The sequence below is a fragment of the Lentilactobacillus fungorum genome, assembly GCF_016860605.1.
GTDB lineage: Bacteria > Bacillota > Bacilli > Lactobacillales > Lactobacillaceae > Lentilactobacillus > Lentilactobacillus fungorum.
This window is the reverse complement of record NZ_BNJR01000017.1, coordinates 215,322-240,609: the sequence shown is the minus strand read 5'-3', so window position 1 is coordinate 240,609 and position 25,288 is coordinate 215,322. Positions and strand designations below refer to the sequence as shown.

Genomic DNA, 25,288 nt, shown 5'->3' with positions numbered 1-25,288 from the left:
TTTTGAAGAATTTTCCATATTCTGCACTCCTTATGTTAAAATTTGTGAAACGGTTAAGATGGTTGGTTTAATAGAAAAACTTTTCAACGCCAAAGATCATAGCACAAGTATTTTTGAAAAGCAACCGCTTACATTTCGGTGCTTTTTTCACTTTGTATTAGCAACTTATACTTTTGATAACCACTATTGCCAAACTTGGTATACTAGTTGTAAAGTATACTGTTAGTGAATGAAGCCGATTATTAAAACACAAAACGGAAGGAATGAGTTCGATGACAAATGCTACGGGAAGGGAGCTGTTTCACAAGCAGAACCTGGATCTGGTTCTCCAACAAATTTTTAATAATAAAATTATTTCGCGGATTGATATTTCGCGAACGTTGAATTTGAACAAATCGACGGTTTCAGCTCTGTATAATGAGCTGGACGAAAAAGGTATTTTAAAAGAGGTTGGTTCAGGAGAGTCAACCAGTGCTGGTGGCAGAAAGCCGGTTTTGGTAAAGATCAATGAACATTATGGCTACACGATTAATTTTGATCTTGGGTTTCGCCATCTTCACGTGATGGGCAACTATATTAATGGCGAAGTCTTTTACTATCAACGAATTGAGCTTGGTAGCAGAGATATTCATAAGATTCTTGAAATGATTGATCAGCAAATTAAGATTTCAAAGCAAAGTGATAAAACCAAACACGGTCTACTGGGAATTGGTTTTTCAATTCACGGAATCGTCCAGGATAATCAGATTGTTAATTCGCCCTTTATTGATATGGATGGGGTCGATTTGGCTGATCGTTACTCAAAGAAATATCATGTACCGGTCATCCTTGAAAATGAGGCTAATCTCTCCGGCATTTACGAGCGGGACTTTAACGATGGCAAGGATAAGGACAACATCATCGCGATTAGTATTCATAAAGGAATTGGTGCCGGCATCATTCTTAATAAACAGTTGTACCGGGGTTTTAATGGTGAAGCGGGGGAAATTGGCCGCTCATTGATGTTTACTGAGAACTTCATGGATAATAAGAATGATAAAGTTGAAGATTTTTGTTCCGAAGATGCAATTATCGATCAAGTGGAAGCTCAGACAAAGCACGAGCACCTAACCCGCGAAGATTTAGTTCAAATGAACCAAGCTGGTGATCAAATTGTTCAAAAAGAGCTTGTTCACTTTACTTATGCCATCTCTCGGGTGATTTATAACGTTGCGATTAGTTTTGCACCTGAAGAACTTTACTTGAATTCGCCATTGATTGAGGCCATTCCGTCGCTATTTGATGAAGTTGTTGCTAATACCAGTAAGTTAGGGATGAAGATTCCAATTCGACTGATTGTTCATTCTGGTTATGCAACTTTATTGGGCTGTTGTTCCGTCGTTACCCATCGAGTTTTGGATATGGATGATTATAATTTGGAATTTGCGATTCAGGAATAAGTAGTTTGATAAACGTTGATGCTGCTTGTAAAACAAAAAGCATTCACCATGCTCATTAGTTTGGTGAATGCTTTTTTATATATATTGGAGGAGTAACTATCAATTTACTGTTCTGCGTTAGCCGTAACCACACTGCGTTGATGCAGGTAAGTAATCCCGCCAAAAACAACAGTCCAGGCAATGGCACCGACAGCGCCGATAATATCTTGTGGAATGAAGAACAGGGTAATAAAGATGATGGCAAAGAAGGCGATGGTCAAAGGACTCGTGATGCTATACCATGGCATCTTGAAACCGTCTGGCAAGAAATCAGTGGATTCACGATACTTGCGATGGGCCATCATGGCAAGCGCGTAAACGATGATGTACATATCGTTTGATGAGCCGGCAACGATAGTAAAGACTGAAGCGGTCGCACTGGTTAAACTCATTAAGGGGGTGATCAACAGGAAGAGGGCCGATAGGATAATCGCTGCAGCGGGAACCCCATTCTTAGAAATCTTGGCAACATGTTGGTGCATCCAGCTATTCTCAGGATTTTCTTGGGCGAGCTGGTAAAGGTGCCGGCCGGCTGAAAAGATAAAACTGTTTAGTGACGAAGAAGCCGACGTCAAAACCACGAAATTGATAATCGCAGCGGCAGCTGGAAAGCCTGCTAACTTAAACACCTGAACAAATGGGCTGCTAGCGGCGGTCAAATGGGTCCAAGGAATGATGCCCATGATAACGATTAAAGCGCCAAAATAGAAGATCAAAATCTTTAATAACGTTTCGTTAACGGCCTTTTTGATGATTCGATGGGGCGTTTCAGCTTCACCGATTGTAATGCTGACAAACTCGATGCCTTGAAAGGCGAAGAAAACCATTGGAAAAGCAGAAATAAAGCCTAAGCTACCGTGTGGAAATAGTGCAAAATTATGAAAAATGTTTTGGATTGAAGCATGCCCCAGCGGCGTGGTTGAATGACTAATCATCATGAATGCCCCGGTCGCAATTAAGGCTAAGATAGCAATAATTTTAATCAAGGCGAACCAAAATTCCGCTTCGCCAAAGACTTTAGCCGCGATTAGATTAACCGATGCTAAGGTGCCTAAAAAGACCAGTTGAATAATCCACGAAGGAATGTTGGGAAACCAAAACTGAATGTATGTAGAGATCGCAGTAATTTCAGCCATGGCACAAAATGACAATCCCAACCAGTAAGTCCAACCGGTAAAATGGCCAACGGTAGGGCCTAAATAGCGGGTGATAAAGGCGACAAACGTGTGTTGCGAAGGATCAGAATAGAGCATTTCACCGATTGCTCGCATCATTAAAAAGAAAAAGATTCCTAGCACTAAGTAGACTAGTAAAATAGACGGACCAGTCTTGCTGATGGTTGTGCCAGAGCCAAGAAAGAGGCCGGTTCCAATCGTGCCGCCAATCGCAATCATTTGCACGTTACGATTGCTTAAAGAACGCATCGTCCCATCTGCATTTTCAGTAATCTGAGATTTTTCCATTAAAACAACTTCCTTCCAGAAATTAAATAATAGCTTTAATTAGAAACTTCCTAATCGAATTGGCATTATCCTACCATGAAAGACAACGGTGATGGCATTTTCGGAAGAAAGTTTTAACATCATTTTGTAATTTTAAAATATTTTTGATGAAAATTAGGCATATTCAAGTGAATGCCTATGAAAATAAAATATTTTTTTCAAAGCTGTGACAAAATGACTGAGAAGCTAGCAAAAACCACCATTCTTAAAGTGGAAACTAGCCCTCACTTAAAAAAGTGTCAATTGTTTTGGCTTTATCGAGAAATTGCATCAAGCGATCACTTGGTAAACATGTGTTAGTTATGATTGAAACCATTCAGCATTGGATGATTGGTGTCCAGATTTGAAGCCGTTTGATTTGTGCCGACAAAATAAGTTCAAATAGGGATTCAATTAATTATCCCGGTTAATTATGAGGAACACCAAAAAAGCGAATATCGCGTGGATATTGACTTTCTTTTGTATGTGTTCGACATGATTCCGTAAGTTATTGTGATGACTCTGGACGCAATTAATACAGATCAAATAAATACGCTGCCTCGTTATCCGGCCAGCATTATTTTTCAGGTAGCTTTAGTGGGCGTGGTCCAATGTTTGTAGTGAAGGCGACGTTGGTGTGGGTATTACCAAATTCCTTTAGTGACGCATTAAATTCGTTTAGTTCGGTCATTGTTTTATAAAAGACTTTTAGCTGAACAGCAGCGTCCCCAGTAATGTAATTACATTCCACAACGTTGGGGACTTTTGAAATAAACTTAATGAATTTTGGCAGCTCTTTATAGCTAACGTCCAAACGAACAAAAGCTTTGATGAGATAACCTAATTTTTCATAATTGACGTTTGCCGTATAACCATTGATGAAACCGTGATTTTCTAAGTTTTGTAGTCGAACGGAAGCTGAAGGGGCAGAAATAAAACAGCGTTCGGCGATACTTTTAACAGAAGCGCGGCCATCTTCTTGAATAATGTTAAGAATCTTCCGGTCTAATTGATCCATTCAATTCACTTCCCCTTTCATTAAAGTGAGCGAAGCAAAGCGCTTAGAAACTGGAGCATAAGGCTCCTTGGGCAGAAATTCCCGGGTTTGGAATTTTTGCCCAAGGTGCTTACGCACAGCCTTCTGCTTTGCGCAGCTGTCCTAAAACCAGTGAGCGAAGCAAAGCGGTTAGAAAGCGGAGCCTAAGGCCACTTGGCCGGAAATCCCGGGCTTGGATTTTTGGACAAGTGGCCTTAGGTGCAGCTTTCTGCTTTGCGGAGCTGTCCTAACAAAGAATTAAATCCCATTATATCACCTTGCAGAATCCAGCGTGAATAAAGGCCTTTGCGGAATTTATAAAAAAAGTCGTTGAAAGGGCTTGCAAAATGATTTTAATGTTGTAGAATATATTTTGTAAGTTGGTTGCGCAAACAAACTAATTAAAAATTGGAGGACTTCTAAATGAGTTATTGGAATGTCGATAAAATTAAGTACGTTGGTACCGGAGATAAAAAATCAGGTTTGGGGTTTCAGTATTACAACCCTGATGAAGTTGTGGGTGGCAAAAAAATGCGTGACTGGTTACGTTTTGCCGTCGCATACTGGCACACATTTGATCAACGATTAGTCGATCCGTTTGGCGATGGTACCGCTCTTCGTCCTTACGACAAGTACACTGATCCAATGGACCAAGCATTGGCCAAAGTTGATGCTGCCTTTGAATTTTACGACAAATTAGGTGTTGACTTTCTTTGCTTCCACGATCGTGACTTGGCTCCAGAAGGTGACACGCTTCGTGAAACTAACAAGAACCTCGATAAAGTAGTTGACAAGATTGTTGAAAACCAAAAGACCTCCGGTATGAAGGTTCTCTGGAATACATCAAATTTGTTCACCAATCCACGTTTCGTTGAAGGTGCCGGTACGTCACCATACGCTGACATTTTTGCCTACTCAGCTGCCCAATTGAAGCACAGCCTTGAAATTGGTAAGCGGGTTGGATCAGAAAATTACGTCTTCTGGGGTGGTCGTGAAGGTTACGAATCCCTTTGGAACACTGACATGAAGCGTGAACAGGAACACGCTGCTAAATTATTCCACATGGCTAAGGATTATGCCAACGAAATTGGCTTTGATGCGCAAATGTTACTCGAACCAAAGCCAAAGGAACCAACCACTCACCAATACGACTTTGATGCCGCAACCACGATTGCCTTTATGAAAGAATATGGTCTGGACAAAGACTTCAAGTTGAACTTGGAAGGTAACCATGCAAACTTGGCTGGTCACACTTATCAACACGAAATCCGCGTTGCGCGAGAAGCCGGCTTGTTGGGCTCTCTTGATGCTAACCAAGGTGACAAGTTAATCGGCTGGGATATTGACGAATACCCATCAAACCTTTATGAAACAACCGCAGCCATGACTGAAGTGGTTGAAAATGGCAGCATTGGCCCTCGCGGCGGCTTGAACTTTGATGCTAAGCCACGTCGTTCATCATTTGAACCAGAAGACCTCTTCTATGGCCACATTGTTGGTATGGATAGCTTCGCAGCAGGTTTGCGGGTTGCCGTTGCCATGAAAGACGATGGTGTCCTTGACAACATCATCAAGAATCGCTACAGTTCATTTGATTCAGGCATTGGCGCTGATATCGAAAGCGGCAAAGCAACGATGGCCGATCTTGAAAATTACTCCCTTGATAAGACCCAAAAAGAACTGCGAGACGCAACTCATTCAGATCACTTGGAAGAAATTAAAGATACAATTAACCATTACATTATTCAAACACTAAAGTAATAATGGTAGGAATTTAGTAAAATACAATGTGAGGGGCTGGGACAAAACGTTGGTTTTTGCTCCCGGCCCCTTTGTGACGATAATTAAAGTGCATGCTTGAAGGAGGATCACATACATGACCGACTGTGTATTAGGAGTGGATCTTGGCACCAGCGCCGTTAAAGTTTCGGCCGTCACCCAAGCTGGTGAGATCATTGCCCAAGAAGGAATGGATTTCCCGTTAAACCAACCCAAGCCAGGCTATGCTGAGCAGAATCCCAATGATTGGGTTAACGCGACAACCGTGGCGATTGTTAAACTCATTTTAAATGATTCGCTTAAACCAGAACAAATTAAAGGGATCAGCTATTCCGGTCAAATGCATGGCTTGGTTCTATTGGATGAAAACAATCAAGTATTGCGACCGGCAATGCTTTGGAACGATACCCGTTCGACTAAGCAACGTGAAGAAATTATGGCTAAAATGGGCGATCGCTTTGTTGAAATCACTCACAATCAACCACTGGAAGGCTTCACGCTGCCTAAATTACTTTGGGTGAAGGAAAATCAACCGGAAATCTTTGCCAAAGCCAAAACCATGCTTTTACCAAAAGATTATTTGAGATTCCGAATGACTGGCAAGCTCGCAATTGATTATTCGGATGCGACTGGCACGGTGATGTTGGACGTTGACCAACAGGAGTGGAGTCAAGAAATTCTTGATGCTTTTGGTATTCCAGTCAGTTTGTGCCCACCGTTAGTGCGTTCAATCGACAACACTGGTAACATTGATGAATGGTACTCAATGTATTCCGGCTTATCAACCGATACGGTGACGTTTGGTGGGGGTGCTGATAATGCTTGTGGCGCAGTCGGTGCTGGAATCGATAGCCCGACAAAAGTCCTTTCCAGTATTGGGACTTCTGGGGTGATTTTGAAATACGAACCTCAAAAGCAAACCAACTACCAGGGCGTTTTACAATATGAAGACCATGCCATTCCAGATGCCTACTATTCAATGGGCGTTACTTTGGCAGCCGGGTTCTCGCTCAGTTGGTTTAAAAAGACTTTCGCTGAAAAAGAAGACTTTACGGACGTGGTCGAAAGTGCAGCACAATCAACGGTGGGGGCTAATGGCTTGCTGTTTGCGCCGTACATTGTCGGCGAACGGGCACCATACGCCGATGCTGACATTCGTGGTAGCTTTATCGGCATCGATGGGATTCATCAACGCTACGACTTTGTTCGGGCGGTTCTTGAAGGGATTATCTTCTCGTTTAGAGATCTTTTGGATATTTACGAAAAAGAGGGCGCCAAATTTGATACCGTCGTTTCCATTGGTGGCGGCGCCAAGAGTCCGCTTTGGCAGCAGATTCAAGCCAATATCTTTAACACCCGAGTTGTTTCCTTACAAAATGAGCAGGGACCGGGTCTTGGAGCGGCAATGTTAGCGGCCGTTGGTCTTGGCTGGTTCCAAACGATGCAAGATTGCACCAAGGTCTTCGTGAAATTTAAGGATGTCTTTTTACCTGAAGAAAATGAGGTTGCGAAATATCAGCAGCTTCATGAGATTTACAAGCAAATTTATCCAAGTACCAAGCAAATTTCTCATGAGCTAGTGGCTTATCGTCGAGAAAATGAAGCACAATAAAAAAGAGCCGTCCCGAATTTTGAAGGGCGGTTCTTTTTGTATGCGCCATTAAATTTATCTGTAAACCATTCCGCCATCAACCAGAATTGTTTGGCCGGTAATGTAGTCAGAATCCGGTGATGCTAAGAATGAGACTAAGTTGGCAACGTCTGTTGGCACTTCGTAACGGCCTAATGAAATATCAGCCGTGTACTGGGCAAAAGCGTCGCCTGGTTTCAGCGATGGGTCTTGTTTAACCATTTCGGCATCGATTCGATCCCACATCTTTGTTTTAGCCACGCCGGGTGCGTAAGCGTTGACGTTAATCTTGTACTTTGCTAATTCTTTTGAGGCCGTTTGGGTAAATGAACGAACCACGTGCTTGGTAGCCGAGTAAGTGCCCAGCATTGGATATGATTCGTGGCCGGCAATACTCGATGCACTGATAATCTTACCACCGCCACCTTGTTTGATGAACTGAGCGGCCGCAGCTTGAGTACCAAAAAGCATCCCAAAAGCGTTAATTGAGAATAATTTTGAAAGTTCCTTTTCGTCAATATCCATTAACGGGGTAACGGCTTCAACCCCGGCGTTGTTAACGAAGACGTCGAGGCGACCGAAAGTGTCTACAGCATGCTTAACCAGCGCGAATTGATCTTCGCGTTTGGAAACGTCGCCAACAAAGCTGGTCACTTTAAAACCGTTATCCGTAAATTCCTTTTCGGTTTCGTTCAACAGGTCCTGATTGATATCGTGGAGTACAATATCAAAGCCGTCGTTTGCAAGTCGTTCAGCGATGCCTTTCCCCAAGCCACCAGCTGAACCAGTAATAACCGCAACTTTTTCTGTCATTGTTGATACCTCCCCTAAAACTGTCAGCGGTGCAAAGAACCTCATAACTGTAAAATAGGCTGATTGGCTTGTAAATCTTCAATGAAGCATTTGCGAAGCTTACTTACATCCATGCGATAACTTAGCCCGGCTGACAAAAACAAACTGATTGAATCACATCTGTATACGCTTACATAATACGGCATGGGGTATTCGATTGCACAAGATTTGACTGTGAATTAGTTCATTTGTTGAAGCCCCTAATAAACAAGCCAATAACGCTCAGTGACTTCTCAAACAAGGGGGAGTGGGGCGATAGATTGATAGCAACAGTAATTTTTTTCATTGTCATTGGGAGCCAGTGGTAAACCCTTGTAAAGGATTACAGCAACTTTTCCGACCAGAAAACAACTTGCCACCTACAATCACCATCGTTATAATAAAATTTATATGTAAAAATTCGATTTTAGTAAGGATCCTGAAATAATGACAAAAACAAAACGGCCACAGTGGCAAAAGAATATGTACGCTTTGTGGTTTGGTAACTTTGCAACCGGTGCCGGCGCCAGCATGTCGATGCCGTTTTTACCACTATTTATTAATGAAATGGGTAATTTTCCAAAATGGCAATTGACCTTATACGCCGGCCTGGCCTTTTCCAGTGTCTTTCTCAGTCAGGCGATTGTGTCGCCGTTGTGGGGAAATCTAGCCGATCGAACTGGCCGAAAGCCAATGCTGCTACGGGCATCGATTGGGATGACAATTAGTGCCACGCTAACTGGCTTATCGACTAACGTGTGGATGTTAATTGCGATTCGATTGATTCAAGGCACTTTTTCTGGTTACATTAATAATGCCTATGCGTTAGTGGCTAGCGAGGTTCCCCGTGACCAAAGTGGGCGGACAATGGGCGCGCTGACAACCGGTAACGTCGGTGGTCAATTAGTTGGGCCGATCATCGGTGGCTATCTTTCCGGGATTTTTGGTTACCGGCTGCCGTTTTATATGTTTGGTTTTATGATGCTTTTAGCCTCGTTATCAACTTGGATTTTTGTTAAAGAAGATTTTAAGCCAGCTAAGAAGACGGCTAAAACCGGGATTAAGGATGCCTTTGTTGGCATTAAACACAAGCGGGTTGTCATCGCCATGATTATCTCTTCCATGCTCATTATGGCGGCAACCACTTCGATCAATCCAATTATTAGTTTATTTGTCAAAGAATTGATGCACAACCACGGGAATGTTGCCTTTGCCAGTGGGATTATTGCGGCATTGCCTGGAATTGCGACACTGTTTTCCGCCCCTTACTTAGGGCGTTTGGGTGATCACGTTGGCCCTGAAAAAATTCTGTTGGCCGGCCTCATCTTCTCGGGATTAGTTTTCTTTCCAATGTTTTTTGTTACCACAGTTTTGATGTTAGGCGTTCTGCGATTCTTAATCGGGATTGCTAACGCAGCGTTACTACCGATTACGCAGACCGTTATGACCTTGGAAGCACCTGCCAGATCAGTAAGTCGAATCTTTAGTTATAATCAATCATTTCAAGCAATGGGTGCTGTTGTAGGACCAATGCTAGCCTCTGGAGTAGCTGGCGTCTTGGACTATCGATACGTCTTTTTGATGACGACGCTGTTGGTGTTAATCAATCTTGGCGTTGTGATTTATGCTTATAAACGTGATCGGGTTAACGTAGCCATTTTTTCAGATAACGATTGAACGTTAAATTAAAAAATCAAGATACTCACTGTCCTTTTGAATCGCCAACCGGTTGGTGGTCCAAAGGGACTTTTTGCATTTGCAGGTAAATACCTGTAGTGGTTTTGTTAAACTGATTAGCCACAGTACGCTGATTTATGATTAAAATTTCATGAATATTTTATGAGATGTATGTTGATTGAAGAAAATAGTAAAAAGTAAAGTTGAACTTGACGATGTTTGTTAAGGTGATATACTGTCGATATTAAATCTCATTTATATTTAATCATATGAGGAAATGATTGGAATTTTGAGATTGTTGGGGAAATTCTGTTTGTATTTGAAGGAGTGATTTGATGCATCTAAATAATCAGTTGGGTGAACCGAAGGCCCGCTATCGAACCCATAAAACGGGACGCTATTGGGTACCCGCAACGTTGATCGGAATGAGTGTGGTTGCAGGATTGCTTGTTGGTAGTGCCAGACCAGTAGCTGCCGATCAAACAAGCAGTTTATCGACCGCTCAAACTAGTAGTTTAACTGGATTGCCGCAACTTAATCAACCTGCTAAAGATACGACGACGGCTGAAACCGCAGCTAGCGCACCCGCTAATCAGGATGCCTTAACCAAAGGCAATGTGGCTGGGTTATGGTCAGAAGGTTATAAAGGGCAAAAAATGGTTGTAGCTGTGATTGATACAGGAATTCAGCCTCATCAAGATTTGCGACTGTCTGATCCAAATGACGCAAAAATTTCTCAAGCGGACGCCACTGCCTTAATTGCCAAAAAGGGTTATGGGAAATACATTAATGCCAAAATTCCTTTTGGTTACGACTACGTTAATAACGACAACGATACTTCTGCGCCAGACGACCAATCTACTTTTCATGGGGAACACGTTTCCGGAATTATTGCCGGCAATGGTGACCCGGTTGCCGATGCGGCCAATAAGGCTAACAAGGGTGAATACATAACGGGTGTTGCCCCTGAAGCTCAATTATTAGCTTTGCGGGTCTTTGGCGGGTTTGCCGATGAATCACCTGACAACATTGCCAAAGCAATTCATGATGCGGTTGACCTAGGTGCTAACGTCATCAATATGTCATTAGGAATCGGGGTTTCCGATCAATCATTGACCGATGAAGAACAAGCAGCCGTTAAATACGCAACTGACCATGGCGTCTTTGTGGCCATTTCTGCAAGCAATAATGGTAACGCCGCCAGCACGTGGACGAGTCCATCGCAGTATTCTCCAGGTGGTATTAACACGTCGTATAATCCGGACAATGATGGGACAATAGCTGATCCGGGTGCCGCTGCCAGCGCGGCTACGGTTGCAGCTGAGAATACGGCCTTAGGTAACCAAAGTGATATGGCTAGTTTTTCGTCGTGGGGGCCTTTGCCAGACTATACATTAAAACCTGACGTTTCAGCGCCCGGAGTAGATATTAATTCAACTTGGAAAGACAATACGTATCAATCGGACAGTGGTACCTCGATGGCTTCCCCATATATCGCTGGTTCAGCTGCGATCATCATGCAAAAGTTAATGCATGACGACCCAAGCTTGAAGGGATCTGACCTTGTTAACGCGGTCAAAACGGCTTTGATGAACTCTGCCGAACCAATGGCCGACATTAATTATCCCGGAGAGCTCATTTCACCAAGACGCCAAGGGGCTGGCCAAGTTGACGTTACCAAGGCTGGCAATTTAACATCTTATGCCCAAGATCCAACGACTGGAATCGGTTCGGTTTCGCTTAAACAAATTGGTGAATCAACCAACTTTTCTGTCAAAGTAACTAATCATAGCAAAACTGACGAAACTTACACAGTTGATAATAGTCAAGGACCATATACCCAGACCCAAGATACCGAGAATCAAAACCGAGTTCATGATGTTAAGTTAGCTGGTGCTTCACTGACTGCCGACACGCCGAGCTTTACGGTTGCCGCCGGTCAAAGTAAAACCGTCAACTTTACCTTGAAGGTTGATCCAAAGACGGCTAAGAATACGTTGGCAGAAGGCTACGTTAAGTTTAAAAATGCTGATTCCAATCAAGATCTTTCGGTTCCTTATTTAGGATTTGTCGGTGATTTGACCCAAGAGAATGCGATTGATAAACCGGCAAACCAAAAGGATAGTGTCTTTGGCGGCGGCTATTTGGTCGACGAAAATAACAATCCCCTTGGCATCACCGACAGTCAATCGCTTGCCAACACGATTAATTTAGGCAAAACTGACTTAACTTGGAGCAATGCAGCTACTAAAATTGATGAAAGCAAAGTAGCCTTTTCACCAAATGGGGATCACAATGCCGATTCGGTGAGTCCCTATGTATTTGCTAAACAGAACTTGAAGAACGTCACGGCAGAAGTACTGGATTCAACTGGTAAGGTCGTTAGAATAGTCAATCAAGAAACTAATACAGATAAATCCTACTATGAAGATGGGAGCGACTATAATAATGATCTCACTTTATCACCATCCATGCGGCTTGATCCAACTAAGTTCAAATGGGATGGAACGGTCTATGATCAATCCACCGGCAATAATAAAGTAGTTCCAGATGGTCAATACACGTACCGGATTGTGACGACTAACGTTAATAGTGGCAACAATCAGCAGCAAAACTTTGATTTGCCGGTAAAAGTGGATGATACGGCTCCGACAATCGATTCAGCTACTTACAATGGTGGCACTCTAGCTGTTAGCTATCACGATAGTGGCGTCGGCTTCTCTGCTGATTCTGATCTGGTGCTTGGCATTAATGGCGCTGAAAGTGGCGTTAGTTTGAGCAATGACGGCAAAAATAATACCGGAACCCTGACTTATAAACTCACTGACAGCCAGAAAAATGCCTTGGAGCAGGGCAACGGTCAACTAAAATTAACGTTGACCGACGTTGCTGGTAATCAAACGACTAAAACAATTCAGGCGGCTAAAGGTCAAAATCAGGCCAACCCGACTAGTGATACAGTCGCCCCGCAATTTAAGTGGGTTTTAGTTGGCGATAAAAGTAATTCAAGTAATGGTGAGTTCCGCGACGATATTTCATCCGACATGCCATACTGGCAAGCTATCACCTCTTCAGACAAAGTAGCCGTCACGGCACAAGTGCCGAAAAATCAACCTGATCAAACCGTATTTGCGGTGGATAACGCTTCTGGAGTGACTTATAAAGCCAAAGTTGACCAAACAACCGGCTTGGCAACTTTTGATATTCCATTTAATGGTAATCCATACGTCGAATTGGATGGTTACACAACTGCACCGTCGAACAAGTTTGGTGAAGCGATTAAGTCACCAGATGCTGGAATGATTATTTTTAATGCGTCAGGATATCCGGCGTTTTCGGAACTGACCCAAATCAAGGATAACCCATTGGATGACAACGCTACGGCGACAAAAAATGTCACCAAACTTTCAGGGGCTCCTGAACTGCCAGGTCATAAATTGGGTGACTTAACCACTCGCTTTGACCCGACACCGGGAATTACCTTTAATGGTCTCAACGATAACAACATCACTTTGATTGGGGCAACGTCGAAGCTTTATGATGCCAACACCCAGTCGTTGACAATTAGTGGTAAAGTTGACGATCCAAGTGACAAGTTGCAGATCCTAAAGTCACCTAATCAAGATGATCCCCAAAATACGGTCAAGATTAAGTCGGATGGCAGCTTTAGTTACCAAGTACCGTTTAGAAAGACTGAACAACGTGGGGTTGGCTACATTCTGACAACTAAAGATCAAGATGGCAAGGAAACATCAACTCGCGGTACGCTAGAAATTGTCGTCGATTCAGAATTTCCAACTTTGGATATGCCACAAGCCAATTCGATGACCGTAGATCCACAAACTGGCGATTACAAGATTACGACAACTAGTGATCAATTTACGGTAAAGGGTTCGGCTGATGACAATGTTGACGGTTATCGCCTTTACTCAAATAGTAATAATGTTTATCATGAGCAAAACAATGCCGGCTTTAACAATCATGATGATCCAACTAAGGACGCTAATCCATACCCTGCTCACGATTTCAATGAGACTTATGATTTGGCCCTTGGTGATAATTACTTCACCATTACGGCAGTTGACCAAGCTGGTAATACTGTGACTAAGAAGTTCCATGTGATTCGTCAAAAAGTACCGGAAAACGGATTGCCAACTGGAGAAATTACTGGAACAAGTACACAATCCACGCCTGCGACAGCAGCAAGTACCACGCAACCATCGAGTATGACTGCTAGTTCGACAACTTCGCCAACCACGGCCAAGCAATCACCAAACAGCTCTTTCAAGTATTACACCAGCTTCCACCAAACCTGGGTTGTAACGATGAAAAAGGGCGTCTATGAATATTCCCGAGCTAGATTTGCGGCTGGCAAGCGCGGTCTTCATTTACCTAAGAACGCCGTCTTCGTTGCTAAAAAGCTGGTTCAAAGTGGTAAAGCTTATCGGGTGCAATTAACTAACGGTAAGTACGTCACCGTTTTGAAAGCAGCGGTTAAACCCGTTCAATTACCCAAAGGCTACTATGTTTCAACGCCTAAGCAAGTTAAAGTAACGACCAAAAAGGGCATTTATGAATATTCAACGGCTAAGTTTGCAGCGGGTAAGCGGCTCAAACATGTGAAGCAACATCACTATTTGGATGTTAAATACGTGGTTAAAAGTGGTGCAGCAACTAGATTTGTATTGACAAACGGTCACTTTGTTACTGCAAATAAACACTGGGTTCAATTCAAGTAATCTGGTGAGTAAAATCATCGACAGTTATTTGTGCTCAGTGACGATCTTAATGTACGAACTATAGTCAAATCGGATTTTAAAATGTCATATTGTTCAACTAATAAAGGGTGTCAATTTCATCTCCGCTTGGGGATGGTCGGCATCCTTTATTAACTTTTTGGGTCAGATAATAAAATAATTGATTTCATTTATTTGTTATTTCCCAGTTGTCTTGGATCGTGGTAACATTTAAGCAGCGTTAATGAAACGTGAAACTATGTGGGGAGTTGAATTTATGAATTCAGGATTAAAAAAATCACTATATTTAGGTTTGGCAGCAGTTTCAATGGTTGCCGCTTCGAGCTTGACCAGTACGAAGGCCAGCGCAAAAACGTATGCGAGAATTACATCAAACAAGACAATGACTAGCGCGCCAGAAACACGCAACGTGGTGACTAATGGGTCGAACGCGTTATACACTAAGGCAGGTACTTTACGGGGCGCACGGCTGGTAGCTTCTAAGTACACGTTGCAGAGTTATGGGAATTCAAAGAGTTCGACGAAGTATTTCCGGGCTTATCGAGTTGCGACAACGAACAAGGGTTCCGTTTACTACAAAGTGGTTTCCTTTAACGGCAACTATCGTGGTTGGATCTATGGTGGCAAGTCAACCAATGCGTTTGCTGGTGGCGTTCAATCGGCCAATACGATGGCTAATGCCAACATGCCAACGATTACAACGGGCTATACGTTAAAAGATATCAATAAAAATACGCTTTGGGTTAATCCAAAGTGGTCCCAGTATAAGGCCCAACAAGTTGATATGAGTGGCTATAAAGCCGGTGATACGTTCACGGTTACGGCCGCTGCTACTAAAACGCGGGAAGGGTATCTTTATTATCAAGTAAGTGATAACAATAATGCCACGATTAACGGTTGGGTTTACGCCGATGGCCTGAATGCGCCGACTAACACAAATACGGCAACTTCAAACAATAGCTTAAAGATTAATTACCTAAACGCGTCAGGCCAATCAGTCGGTAGTTATCAATGGATTATTCAACCAACTGATTTAAAGAGCGGTGCTAAACTGACCAATGGGGCCAAGTTAGGCGACATTTTGAATACAACCGATTCGCTCACAGCGGCTGTTTCGAAAAACGTTCCAGCCGGTTATACAATCAGCAAGACGCAACCGAACACTAACTTAGCTGACTTGACTGTTGGCAGCGATAGCTATGCGGTATATGTGGACCGGGCCAGTGCGCAATACACGTCACAATTAACCTATTATTCAACTAATACGAATGCTCAAATTAATGCTGGCCAACTAATTGGTAATACTTATCCAACGCTATCTGATTCTGAAAGAGCCTTGTTCTCAAGTAATGGTCAAGGAGTGATGGCAACGTCCATTTTTGATAATGCATTATTTACTAATGGCAAGCTGACAATTTTAAACGGCGTTGATGGCAAAACCTACTACTTTGACAAGAACCGGACATTAGCCGCGAACGCCAACGCCCGCTATGGCGATACGTTGAAGTTGTATTACATTGTCAGAAATTAGATTAAGCCAGTGCACGTTGATTTAAAAATCAACTAAGGCCAACAATTGGGCCCTTAGGAAGGCATCACTTTCTAGTTACGGGAGATAATTGCTTTGGTATCCACAAGTTACGAGCGAAAAAAATGACACTGTCATCATCCACATGATAATATTGCTATGGGGATAATTACTGTTTGCAAATAGCCAATTTTACCCTTTTTGGTTGGCAGGATAGTAGCTTAGGAGTAGCAGGGACGGGTGAATTTATTTTGTCCGGCAATAAGGGGACTTGCGAATTCGAACAATCAATCACTAACAAGATTAATGCAAACACTATATGTCGACCTGCTTGTTCAAAAAAGACTCAAAATGACGATTTTGGGTCTTTTTTCGTATCACAATTCTCGCCTTTTGTTGTTAAAAGCGTCATAATGAAGGTACTCGCTATACGTGGTGGGCGCAAAGCGGAAAGCTTCACCTAAATCCTCTTGGCCAGAAATCCAAGCCCGGGATTTCCAACCAAGAGGACTTAGGCTCCGACGGCCGTGAAACGCCTAGCCTACTTGGCGCTTTCTAAGCGCTTTGCTTCGCTCACTATTTTAGGACAGCTGCGCCAGGCAGAAAGCTACACGGAAGCACCTCTAACAAAAATTCCAAACCCAGGAATTTCTGTTAGAGGAGACTTCCGCTCCGCTTTCTAAGCGCCTGGCTCCGCTCACTATTTTAGGACAGCTGCGCAAAGCAGGGCTCTGCGCGTAAGCACCTCAGCCGCAAATTCCAAGCCCGGGAATTTGCGGCTGAGGGGACTTACACTCCGATCCCTAGACGCTTTGCTCTGCTCACTATTTTAGGACAGCTACGCAAAGCAGAAAGCTGCACCTAAATCCTCTTGGTCAGAAATCCAAGCCCGGGATTTCCAACCAAGAGGACTTAGGCTCCGCTTTCTAAGCGCTTTGCTCCGCTCACTATTAATTATAAAGGAGAGACTGACATGTCATTCTTAACGGATACCTATGAATTAACGAATGGGGTTAAGATCCCCAAAGTTGGCTTTGGCACCTGGCAGATTCCTGGGGGTCAGCCAACCTATGACGCGGTGAGCCTGGCATTAAAGGCTGGGTATCGCCACATTGATACGGCAAAAGCTTATCGGAATGAGAAAAGCGTGGGTGAAGCAATCCTTGACTCGGATGTTGATCGAGAAAATGTGTTTGTGACATCCAAGTTACCGGCAGCGACGAAAACCTACGACGGGGCCATTGCTGATTTCCAATCAACGATGGCGGCTTTGAATCTTTCTTATTTGGATCTGTACCTTATTCACGCCCCGTGGCCATGGAATGAGCGGGGCGCCAACTACGATGAAGCCAATGTTGAGGTCTGGAAAGCGATGCAGGACATTTATGCCAGTGGCAATGTCCGGGCAATTGGTGTTTCTAATTTTAACGTTCATGACTTACAAAACATTATCAAAACGGCTGATGTTCAGCCGATGGTTGATCAAATTCGGTATTTTGTCGGCTACACGGAACCCCAAATTACGAAATTTGCCCAAGATAACAGCATGTTGGTTGAAGCTTATTCACCATTAGCAACTGGCGGTATCTTGGAGAATCCGGATATCAAGCGGATTGCAGACAATTACAAGGTAAGTGTTGCTCAATTAGCAATTAAGTTTGTGCTTCAAAATGGCGTTTTGCCGCTGCCGAAAGCAACCCATCAAGCTCACATTGAAAACAATACTCAATTAGATTTTGAAATTAGTGCGGCAGACATGCAAACGCTGAACCAATTATCTGAAACAGACATGGCTTAAGGATAATGGGATAAAATTGAAATTATAGACGAAATCATTTAAAGGATAGCTATGCAAAGCAAGAAAGCTGCACCTAAGCCTACTTGCGCAAAAATCCAAGCTCGGGATTTTTGGTCAAGTAAACTTAGGCTCTGACGGCCGTGAAACGCCTAGCCTACCTGGCGCTCTCTAACCGCTTTGCTACGATCACTTTATTAGGAGGACTGGTTAATTTTATGGCGAACGTATTAATTCTTGGGGCAAATGGTCAAATTGCCCGCTTAGTGGAAAAGCAACTCTTGGAAGAAACCAATCATCACTTAACATTATTTTTGCGGGATAAAAGTCGACTTCAAGTAGCTGATGCTGATCGAGAGACGGTGATTCAAGGTGATGCGACGGATGTTCGGGCGCTTCTTTCAGCAATGGCAGACATCGATATCGTGTATGCTAACCTTGCTGGTAAAAACATTGAAGACCAAGCTAAAGCAATTATGGCGGCGATGGATCAGGCCGGCGTTAGTCGACTAATCTGGATTTCAACGTTGGGGATCTACGATGAGGTTCCGGGCAATTTTGGTAAATGGAACCACCAGCAATTAGATGGTGGTTATCTGGAAACATATGCTGCTGCGGCCAGAGTAATTGAAAGTTCCGGGCTGGATTATACGATTATTCGACCAGCTTGGTTATCTAACAAAGATATTGTGGATTACGAAACTACCCAAAAGGGTGAAGCTTTTAAGGGCACTGAAGTATCACGAAAGAGTATTGCGGATTTTGTCGTTCGTTTAATTAACGATCCGACTGCTCAGGTTCGCCATTCGGTCGGCGTCAATCAACCAAATACAGATGGGGATAAACCATCGTTTTATTAATTGAATGTAAACTTTACTGGGATAAAAAACGTTTTGATCCCAGAATTTAGTGAAAAGGGCTAATCGTTTCTGGCTGTGGAATGGTTAGTCCTTTTTGTAATTAGTCTTGTTCGTTAAGCGATAGGGATGCAAAAGCGAGTTGAGCGTTTCATGCCCATCGTTGCGGTTATGAACACACTAATTGGGATCCAAGTCGTAACCATAATTAGCAATTGAGTTTAGCCGCTCACAATTTTGCTCAAAAAATAACCGCAAACTTTAGTTTCCATTAAAAAGTTTGCGGTTTTCTTAAGCTGAATTGAATTTGCGAAATTAGTTTGCGAATTTAAGCTTCGATTAAGGGCAACCATTTAATCTAGTGATAATCAAATACGAAGGAGAGGATGCCAATTATTTAAAAGAGATACCTAATTAAAGTAAGCAAAGTAAAGCAGTTAGGGATTGGTACAAAAGTTACTTCCAATTTAAATTTGCAAGCTTGAGATTTAGATTGCAGGTGCTTAAACAGATATTTGTACTTTGCAGCGCTTTTTGAACAAAGGGGAGAAATTGATTACGATTAGACTAAAAAAAGGACTGTTTAGTGCCAGTGTCAGTTTGGTGATGACCGGGACAATTTTAGGATCAGTCATTTCGGCAAATGCAGCCGTCACGTCGACACAACCTCGACAAATCAAACAGATCAATCAAACTGAGGTGAGCATGGGCAAAAGTAAAAGTAATTTTGACTCAGGCAAGAAGCCTAAGATTGAACTGAGCGATTCTTCCAAAAGCTCTTTGACGGTGGTTAAAAGGCCAATGACATCTCTGACCCCATCAGAAACGTCAGCGGAAACTTTAACCGATAATAGTGGGTTTGAGCATCGGCCAGAAAAGATCACTCATTCTTCTTACAAAACGATTGATTCGGGGCTGACCGATGCGACCAACGTTAATAGTAACGGCTTAAGCGTGCAATATACCCAATCATCTTAAGTAACTGTTGATGGTCGAAAAAAGAGATGAGAAAAAATAATAGATTATTTCCAGATTTAAGCTTCAGTTAAGTTCAAGCAGGTATTCTATAGACAATCAAATATGAAGGGAGGTGATAAACAAAGCACACCACAACACAACATGCGTTAACCAAGCTTCTCCAAAGAATGATGGATTTAGAAAGGAAGGATGCACGAATTGCCCACAACAACAAACCAAAAATTATATTTTAAGTATGATCGTAAGTTAACTTCCAATCAGAAACGATTTATTGTTTGGAGTTGCTATTAAAACCTAGAAGGCGTTAATTCAGCCAGTGAACTGGAACCCAAAATCTGAAGCCGGTCGCGTCAGCATCTTTGAGAAATTGGACAGTCGAACATTTCTTTCAAGAAAACCAATACCTTGATGTCATGAAATGGTTGATTTACCTGGCGCTGCCTGCTATGAAAGAAGGGATGCCTGTGAAAGCATAAGCCTCTGCGCAAATGATACACACTATTTTAATAATTCACCCCTCAAATAATTACTAAGAAACCCCCAACGATTTCTTAACTTCATGAATTACCCCTCAATATGAAAAACCCCTCAGACCTCTGCGTGTTAGCAGGGGCCTTTTTTGTGGTTGGCAGAGAGAAGCGGTTGGCTGCAGTAATATCAGCAATGGCGCCGTAAAATCTAAGTTCTGGATTTTATGGCGCCATCGCTGATATTGGGAGTAGTTGTTTTTCACTAAGCAACCAAGCGTGGCTCCCAGGGCCGTTGGCGTATCATCTTGCTTGGATGTCAAAACCGCCAGCTTCCATTCAAAATTTATTAGGAAACAATGCGGCTTCTTGTCGCCAAAAGCTAGTAAGACCCACTACCTCTGGCGCCTTTCAACTCAAATAACTGGGCCATCATCCCCGAGCCGTCTGCATGAAAGCTAAAAGCAGGTTCACTGTAAGTTGCCCAAGTATTTAGCTCAGTGTCCCGGTGCTCTTGATCGCAGGTCAACAATTCGTTGCTAGCCGTTTGGGCGGTCTTTTTGTAAGAAACAAGGCCGTTTTGATTATAGACCAACATCGCCCCTAGCCCGGTATTGACCGTTGCAATCCCAGTTGGCAAAAAGTAAGCGGGCAAAACAGCCATTACTTCAGCGTAACCGCTGTTGCTAGCGTTATAAGATTGTCCATTGGGCCGAGTATGGCTGGTCTTTTGCCAAAGTTCTTTTGAGCGAACGATTGCTTTGGCTTTTAAGCCTTTATTGTGCTTGAATGCTTTGAGTTTCTTGGTTGCCCGGTATGCATTAATCTGCTTCAGGTATTGTTTTTCAACTCGCCGAGCCAAAGTTGACTCTTTTATGTACTTAACGGTGAGGGTGTTAGGCAATTCACTATAAGTATAATCTTGCTGAATTTTATAGGGAACGTAGCCCTTGACTTTTTTGACATAACCCTTGGCAGTCGTGTAACCAGTTGTTGAATAAGCTGTACCGTTACCAAATGCAGACACACCGTTGTTAGCACGATGATATGTAAGGGGTGTTCGAATTTGTTGGCCGGTAGTTGAAACATAATGAACGGTCATTGATTTAATCGTCTGGGCGTTAGTTACTAGCGGTGATAGGCAAACAACTCCAAGTGATAATCCTAATGAAATCAATAGTTTTTTGATCGATTGCACTTTAAATCCCCCCATGCATGAATTCCTAATCACAAATTACTTATTGGCTTTATTATAGCAAATTTTAACTTAGAATTTCGTGAACGATTATGGGTTTGTGAGTAAATAATTGGAAAATTTTAATTTAAAAAGAAAAGCAACCGGTTCTTATTAACGCTTGATTTTTGGTGTTAGAAGGGTTTTGGCTATGCTGATACAATTTAATTGCTGGGTTGACAGTTAACTTAAAACGGATTAGTGTGGTGATATTAAATATTGATGAGAAAATTATAAAAGCGTTGAGGAAGAAAGTAGCTCGTGAAGTCGTTGAATAGCGAACCTGGATAAGTGAAAGCAGGGGCAACGGGTCATGAGTGAAAATCACTTTTGAGCTATGGGCTGAACTAAGTAAGCAATCATCGGTACGCAGCCGTTATTCATGCGGCAAATCGTAACTTTGAGTCATTGAAGTTGCCGTTTGTGTGAGGCTTTTTTAGCAAATAAAAGGTGGTACCGTGCGTGAGCGCCCTTTCAGAGATTGATTTCTCTGGAAGGGCGCTTTTTTTCTTGTCAGTAGGATAGCTACGCAAAGCAGGGATCTGCGCGTAAGCACCTCTAACAAAAATCCCAAGCCCGGGGATTTCCGTTAGAGGAGCCTTACACTCCGATCCCTAACCGCTTTGCTCCGCTCACTTATTAGGACAGCTGTGCAAAGCAGAAACTTCCGCATAAAACATCTTGGCCAAAAATCCAAGCCCGGGATTTCCGGCCAAGATGCCTTATGCTCCAGTTTCTAAGCGCTTTGCTTCGCTCACTTATTTTAGGATAGCTACGCAAAGCAGAAACTTCCGCATAAAACATCTTGGCCAAAAATCCAAGCCCGGGATTTCCGGCCAAGATGCCTTATGCTCCAGTTTCTAACCGCTTTGCTTCGCTCACTTATTAGGACAGCTGCGCAAAGCAGAAAGCTGCACCTAAGGCCACTTGACCAAAAATCCAAGCCCGGGATTTTCGGCCAAGTAGCCTTAGGCTCCGCTTTCTAACCGCTTTGCTTCGCTCACTTATTTTTAGGAGGTTAACAAAATGCATGAAGGTAGTCGAATTTTGACATTGGATAATGGGTTTCATTTGTTTAGTAGAACTGTTGGTCACGGTAACGTCAAATTACTTTGCGTCCATGGCGGCCCCGGCAGTAATCACGAAGAGTTTGAGAACTTCGGTGATGGGTTGGCTAACGTAGGTGTTCAGGTATCCATGTATGATCAGCTGGGATCTTTTTATTCGGATCAACCAGATTTTAGCCAGCCCGAAAATCAACAATACCTAACGTTGGATTATTACTTGTCTGAACTAGAAGCTGTCAGGAAGCAATTAGGCCTAGAAAATTTTTATTTGCTTGGGCATTCGTGGGGCGGACTACTTGCACAAGAATATGCCTTGAAGTATGGCAATCACTTAAAAGGCTTAGTCATTATGAGCATGATTGACAACATTGAAGAATACACCGTTCACATCAATCAACTGCGGGAAAAAACATTCTCGAAGTTTGAAGTGACATACATGAAAGACATTGAAGCCCACGAACGCTTTGATGACCCTAAATATCAAGAGTTGGTTGCCCAATTGTATAAGATTTATGTGATGCGGCATCCTAGCCAAGCACCGCGACATTTAGTTGAGACGATGGCAACGCCGGTATATAACCATTTTCAAGGCAACAACGAGTTTGTCATGGTTGGAACGTTGAATGGTTGGGATCGTCGCCAAGATATTCATAACATTACCGTACCAACGTTACTGACGTTTGGCGATCATGACACGATGCCATTAGCTACCGCCCAGCGGATGCACGAACAAATTCCACATTCAAGATTAGTACTCACCCCGGATGGCGGTCACTGCCATAGTATTGATAATCCGGACGCATTTTTCAAAACGTTGGGCGAATTCCTGAAAGACGTGGAAGCTGGCACGTTTAATGAATAAAGTTAAGTCAGCCTAACCAAGAGCCTGATAATTGCAGGTCGACCAGATACGGCGGCCTTCATAGTTATTTTAAAAATAAGTTATTGGAGGTATTTGCATGAAAAAATTATTAGCTACTTTAATGATTGGTGCCTCAGCGGTTCTTTTAGCCGCTTGTGGTAATAAAACGTCAAGTTCAAAGCGTCGTTCAGTCTCACTGATGCAGACAGCTGAATTATTATCGCTGGATACATCTAACCATGCTGACTTTACGACTTGGAATACGTTGGAAAATAGTATGGAAGGCCTTTATCGGGCAAATAAGAATAATGAACCAGCACCAGCTTCGGCAACGTCGGTGGTTAAACCAACGAATCACGGGCTGACTTATACCTTTCACTTACGGCAAAATGCCAAGTGGAGCAATGGCGACCCATTGACTGCCCAAGACTTCGTCACAGCATGGCGACGCTCAGTCTCGCCAACTGCCAAATCTGGCTATAATTACATATTTTCTGGCATTAAGAATGCTGACGCGATTACTGCCAGCAAAAAGTCACCTAAGACACTGGGGGCCTATGCGTTAAACAAACATACGCTTCAAGTTAAACTGGAACATCCAATGCCATACTTTAACAAGATGATGGTGTTGCCGGCGTTCTTCCCGGAAAATTCAACAGCGCTGAAGAAATTTGGTTCTAAGTACGGAACAGCTTCGAAGTACATGTACTACAACGGTCCATTCAAAGTCACTGGCTGGAACGGTACTAACGATAATTGGACTCTCAAGCGCAACAAGTATTACTACGACAAAAAGGCGATCCATCTCGATGAATTAAAATATAGTGTCGTCAAGGATGCCAATACGGCTCATGAATTGTTTGACCAAAAGAAACTTGATGACGCCACAATTACTGGCGTAACTGCCAAAGGCTTACAAAAGAATCAGGATTTGATTCATGAACGCAAGGCTGGTACTTACTACCTGCGGTTAAATTTAAGAAGCGGCCAGCCCTTGGCTAACCAAAAGATGCGCCAAGCTGTTAGTTTAGTGTTGAACCGCCAGCAATTAACCAAAGATGTGTTGGCGGACGGCTCTGAGCCAGCATATACCTATACGTCACGTGATTTGGCCAAAGACCCAACTACCGGTAAGGATTTTGCTGAAGAGACGACGCCAAGTGATCCTTACGACGTTGCTAAAGCTAAGAAGCTTTGGGCGCAAGGCGTTAAAGAAGCCGGCCAAAAGGGGACTGTTAAGATGAATGTAGTCGGCGATGATCAGACCATCACCAAAAACGTTGCCCAATTTGTCCAAGCTTCAATTAAAAAGTCATTGCCTGATGCTCAGGTGACGGTAAAGAGCTTGCCAGCAAAGGGTCAACAATCCGCTGAACAAACCGGCAGTTTTGATATGGAGCAGGTCTTCTGGTTGGCAGACTTTGCTGATCCAATTAGTTTTATGAGCATCCTTCAAAGCAGCAATCCCCAGGATTATGGCAAATATAAAGACAACTATTTTGATAAGCAATATCAAGAAGCCAGCAGCTCCCATGCTGCCGAAGTTAAGCAATATTGGCAGAACATGCGTAATCTCCAAGACCGTTTGAATACCACGATGCCAGTAGTGCCGTTGTATCAAATGGTTGAAAGCCACTTAGTTAATCCAAATTTGAAGGGTGTTTTGCGCCACCCAGTTGGTGAGGATGATTACACCAGGGCTTATCTAAGCCATTAGTAATGTTAAAGGAAAATAGTTAAAGATTAGCCAGTCTCATTTGGCGACTGCTCCCAATCAACTTGGTCGTTCATGAGAAACTGATAATCACAATGATTGAACCTTAATTGTTTC

Annotated in this window: 15 protein-coding genes; 11 read left to right on the top strand and 4 right to left on the bottom strand. The window is 43.0% G+C overall.

Going from position 1 to position 25,288, the window contains the following annotated elements; all coding sequences use genetic code 11:
• The first annotated feature begins 272 nt into the window (after positions 1–272).
• The gene (locus tag YK48G_RS11715) at positions 273–1,439 is read left to right on the top strand and encodes an ROK family protein (protein ID WP_203630895.1); all 1,167 of its coding nucleotides are present in this window, start codon (positions 273–275) and stop codon (positions 1,437–1,439) included.
• A gap of 104 nt (positions 1,440–1,543) precedes the next feature.
• Here the strand turns inward: YK48G_RS11715 and YK48G_RS11710 are convergent, their stop codons facing one another.
• Together YK48G_RS11710 and YK48G_RS11705 are read right to left on the bottom strand one after the other, a co-directional pair.
• On the bottom strand, positions 1,544–2,941 hold the full coding sequence (locus YK48G_RS11710) for an amino acid permease (RefSeq protein ID WP_203630894.1): 1,398 nt from the start codon (positions 2,939–2,941) through the stop codon (positions 1,544–1,546).
• Between the two features lie 595 nt (positions 2,942–3,536).
• The gene (locus tag YK48G_RS11705) at positions 3,537–3,977 is read right to left on the bottom strand and encodes an Lrp/AsnC family transcriptional regulator (protein WP_203630893.1); all 441 of its coding nucleotides are present in this window, start codon (positions 3,975–3,977) and stop codon (positions 3,537–3,539) included.
• Between the two features lie 441 nt (positions 3,978–4,418).
• On the opposite strand from YK48G_RS11705, the gene xylA reads away from it, so the two are divergent.
• On the top strand, positions 4,419–5,756 hold the full coding sequence (gene xylA, locus YK48G_RS11700; protein ID WP_203630892.1) for a xylose isomerase: 1,338 nt from the start codon (positions 4,419–4,421) through the stop codon (positions 5,754–5,756).
• A 115-nt stretch (positions 5,757–5,871) separates the two neighbouring features.
• Positions 5,872–7,386, top strand: a complete 1,515-nt coding sequence (xylB, locus tag YK48G_RS11695) for a xylulokinase (protein WP_203630891.1) — start codon at positions 5,872–5,874, stop codon at positions 7,384–7,386.
• 54 nt (positions 7,387–7,440) lie between these two features.
• Here xylB and YK48G_RS11690 read toward each other — a convergent pair whose 3' ends face one another.
• The gene (locus tag YK48G_RS11690; RefSeq protein ID WP_203630890.1) at positions 7,441–8,217 is read right to left on the bottom strand and encodes an acetoin reductase; all 777 of its coding nucleotides are present in this window, start codon (positions 8,215–8,217) and stop codon (positions 7,441–7,443) included.
• Between the two features lie 465 nt (positions 8,218–8,682).
• On the opposite strand from YK48G_RS11690, the gene YK48G_RS11685 reads away from it, so the two are divergent.
• From YK48G_RS11685 to YK48G_RS11660, 6 genes are all read left to right on the top strand, one after another.
• Complete coding sequence (locus tag YK48G_RS11685) at positions 8,683–9,912, top strand: MFS transporter (protein WP_203630889.1); 1,230 nt, start codon at positions 8,683–8,685, stop codon at positions 9,910–9,912.
• A gap of 335 nt (positions 9,913–10,247) precedes the next feature.
• Entirely contained in the window at positions 10,248–14,651 is a 4,404-nt protein-coding gene (locus tag YK48G_RS11680) for a S8 family serine peptidase (RefSeq protein ID WP_203630888.1), read from the top strand.
• Positions 14,652–14,925: 274 nt separating this feature from the next.
• Positions 14,926–16,200 (top strand): S-layer protein, encoded by a 1,275-nt coding sequence (locus YK48G_RS11675; RefSeq protein ID WP_232365367.1) that lies wholly within the window; start codon positions 14,926–14,928, stop codon positions 16,198–16,200.
• A 970-nt stretch (positions 16,201–17,170) separates the two neighbouring features.
• The gene (locus YK48G_RS11670; protein ID WP_203630887.1) at positions 17,171–17,995 is read left to right on the top strand and encodes an aldo/keto reductase; all 825 of its coding nucleotides are present in this window, start codon (positions 17,171–17,173) and stop codon (positions 17,993–17,995) included.
• Positions 17,996–18,210: 215 nt separating this feature from the next.
• Positions 18,211–18,852, top strand: a complete 642-nt coding sequence (locus YK48G_RS11665; RefSeq protein ID WP_203630886.1) for an SDR family oxidoreductase — start codon at positions 18,211–18,213, stop codon at positions 18,850–18,852.
• A gap of 549 nt (positions 18,853–19,401) precedes the next feature.
• On the top strand, positions 19,402–19,827 hold the full coding sequence (locus YK48G_RS11660; RefSeq protein ID WP_203630885.1) for a hypothetical protein: 426 nt from the start codon (positions 19,402–19,404) through the stop codon (positions 19,825–19,827).
• A gap of 849 nt (positions 19,828–20,676) precedes the next feature.
• Here YK48G_RS11660 and YK48G_RS11655 read toward each other — a convergent pair.
• Positions 20,677–21,492, bottom strand: coding sequence for a CAP domain-containing protein (locus YK48G_RS11655; RefSeq protein WP_203630884.1), 816 nt, complete (start codon positions 21,490–21,492; stop codon positions 20,677–20,679).
• 1,062 nt (positions 21,493–22,554) lie between these two features.
• Between YK48G_RS11655 and YK48G_RS11650 the strand changes: the two genes are divergently transcribed.
• Complete coding sequence (locus YK48G_RS11650) at positions 22,555–23,457, top strand: proline iminopeptidase-family hydrolase (protein WP_203630883.1); 903 nt, start codon at positions 22,555–22,557, stop codon at positions 23,455–23,457.
• 97 nt (positions 23,458–23,554) lie between these two features.
• Positions 23,555–25,174: a peptide ABC transporter substrate-binding protein gene (locus tag YK48G_RS11645; RefSeq protein WP_203630882.1), complete on the top strand. Its 1,620-nt coding sequence runs from the start codon at positions 23,555–23,557 to the stop codon at positions 25,172–25,174.
• The last annotated feature ends 114 nt before the right edge of the window (positions 25,175–25,288 follow it).

What these genes read in the sequence shown, in the direction of transcription:
- YK48G_RS11715 (WP_203630895.1), top strand. Translation starts at nt 273, where the DNA reads ATGACAAATGCTACGGGAAGGGAGCTGTTTCACAAGCAGAACCTGGAT.
- YK48G_RS11710 (WP_203630894.1), bottom strand. Translation starts at nt 2,941, where the DNA reads ATGGAAAAATCTCAGATTACTGAAAATGCAGATGGGACGATGCGTTCT.
- YK48G_RS11705 (WP_203630893.1), bottom strand. Translation starts at nt 3,977, where the DNA reads ATGGATCAATTAGACCGGAAGATTCTTAACATTATTCAAGAAGATGGC.
- xylA (WP_203630892.1), top strand. Translation starts at nt 4,419, where the DNA reads ATGAGTTATTGGAATGTCGATAAAATTAAGTACGTTGGTACCGGAGAT.
- xylB (WP_203630891.1), top strand. Translation starts at nt 5,872, where the DNA reads ATGACCGACTGTGTATTAGGAGTGGATCTTGGCACCAGCGCCGTTAAA.
- YK48G_RS11690 (WP_203630890.1), bottom strand. Translation starts at nt 8,217, where the DNA reads ATGACAGAAAAAGTTGCGGTTATTACTGGTTCAGCTGGTGGCTTGGGG.
- YK48G_RS11685 (WP_203630889.1), top strand. Translation starts at nt 8,683, where the DNA reads ATGACAAAAACAAAACGGCCACAGTGGCAAAAGAATATGTACGCTTTG.
- YK48G_RS11680 (WP_203630888.1), top strand. Translation starts at nt 10,248, where the DNA reads ATGCATCTAAATAATCAGTTGGGTGAACCGAAGGCCCGCTATCGAACC.
- YK48G_RS11675 (WP_232365367.1), top strand. Translation starts at nt 14,926, where the DNA reads ATGAATTCAGGATTAAAAAAATCACTATATTTAGGTTTGGCAGCAGTT.
- YK48G_RS11670 (WP_203630887.1), top strand. Translation starts at nt 17,171, where the DNA reads ATGTCATTCTTAACGGATACCTATGAATTAACGAATGGGGTTAAGATC.
- YK48G_RS11665 (WP_203630886.1), top strand. Translation starts at nt 18,211, where the DNA reads ATGGCGAACGTATTAATTCTTGGGGCAAATGGTCAAATTGCCCGCTTA.
- YK48G_RS11650 (WP_203630883.1), top strand. Translation starts at nt 22,555, where the DNA reads ATGCATGAAGGTAGTCGAATTTTGACATTGGATAATGGGTTTCATTTG.
- YK48G_RS11645 (WP_203630882.1), top strand. Translation starts at nt 23,555, where the DNA reads ATGAAAAAATTATTAGCTACTTTAATGATTGGTGCCTCAGCGGTTCTT.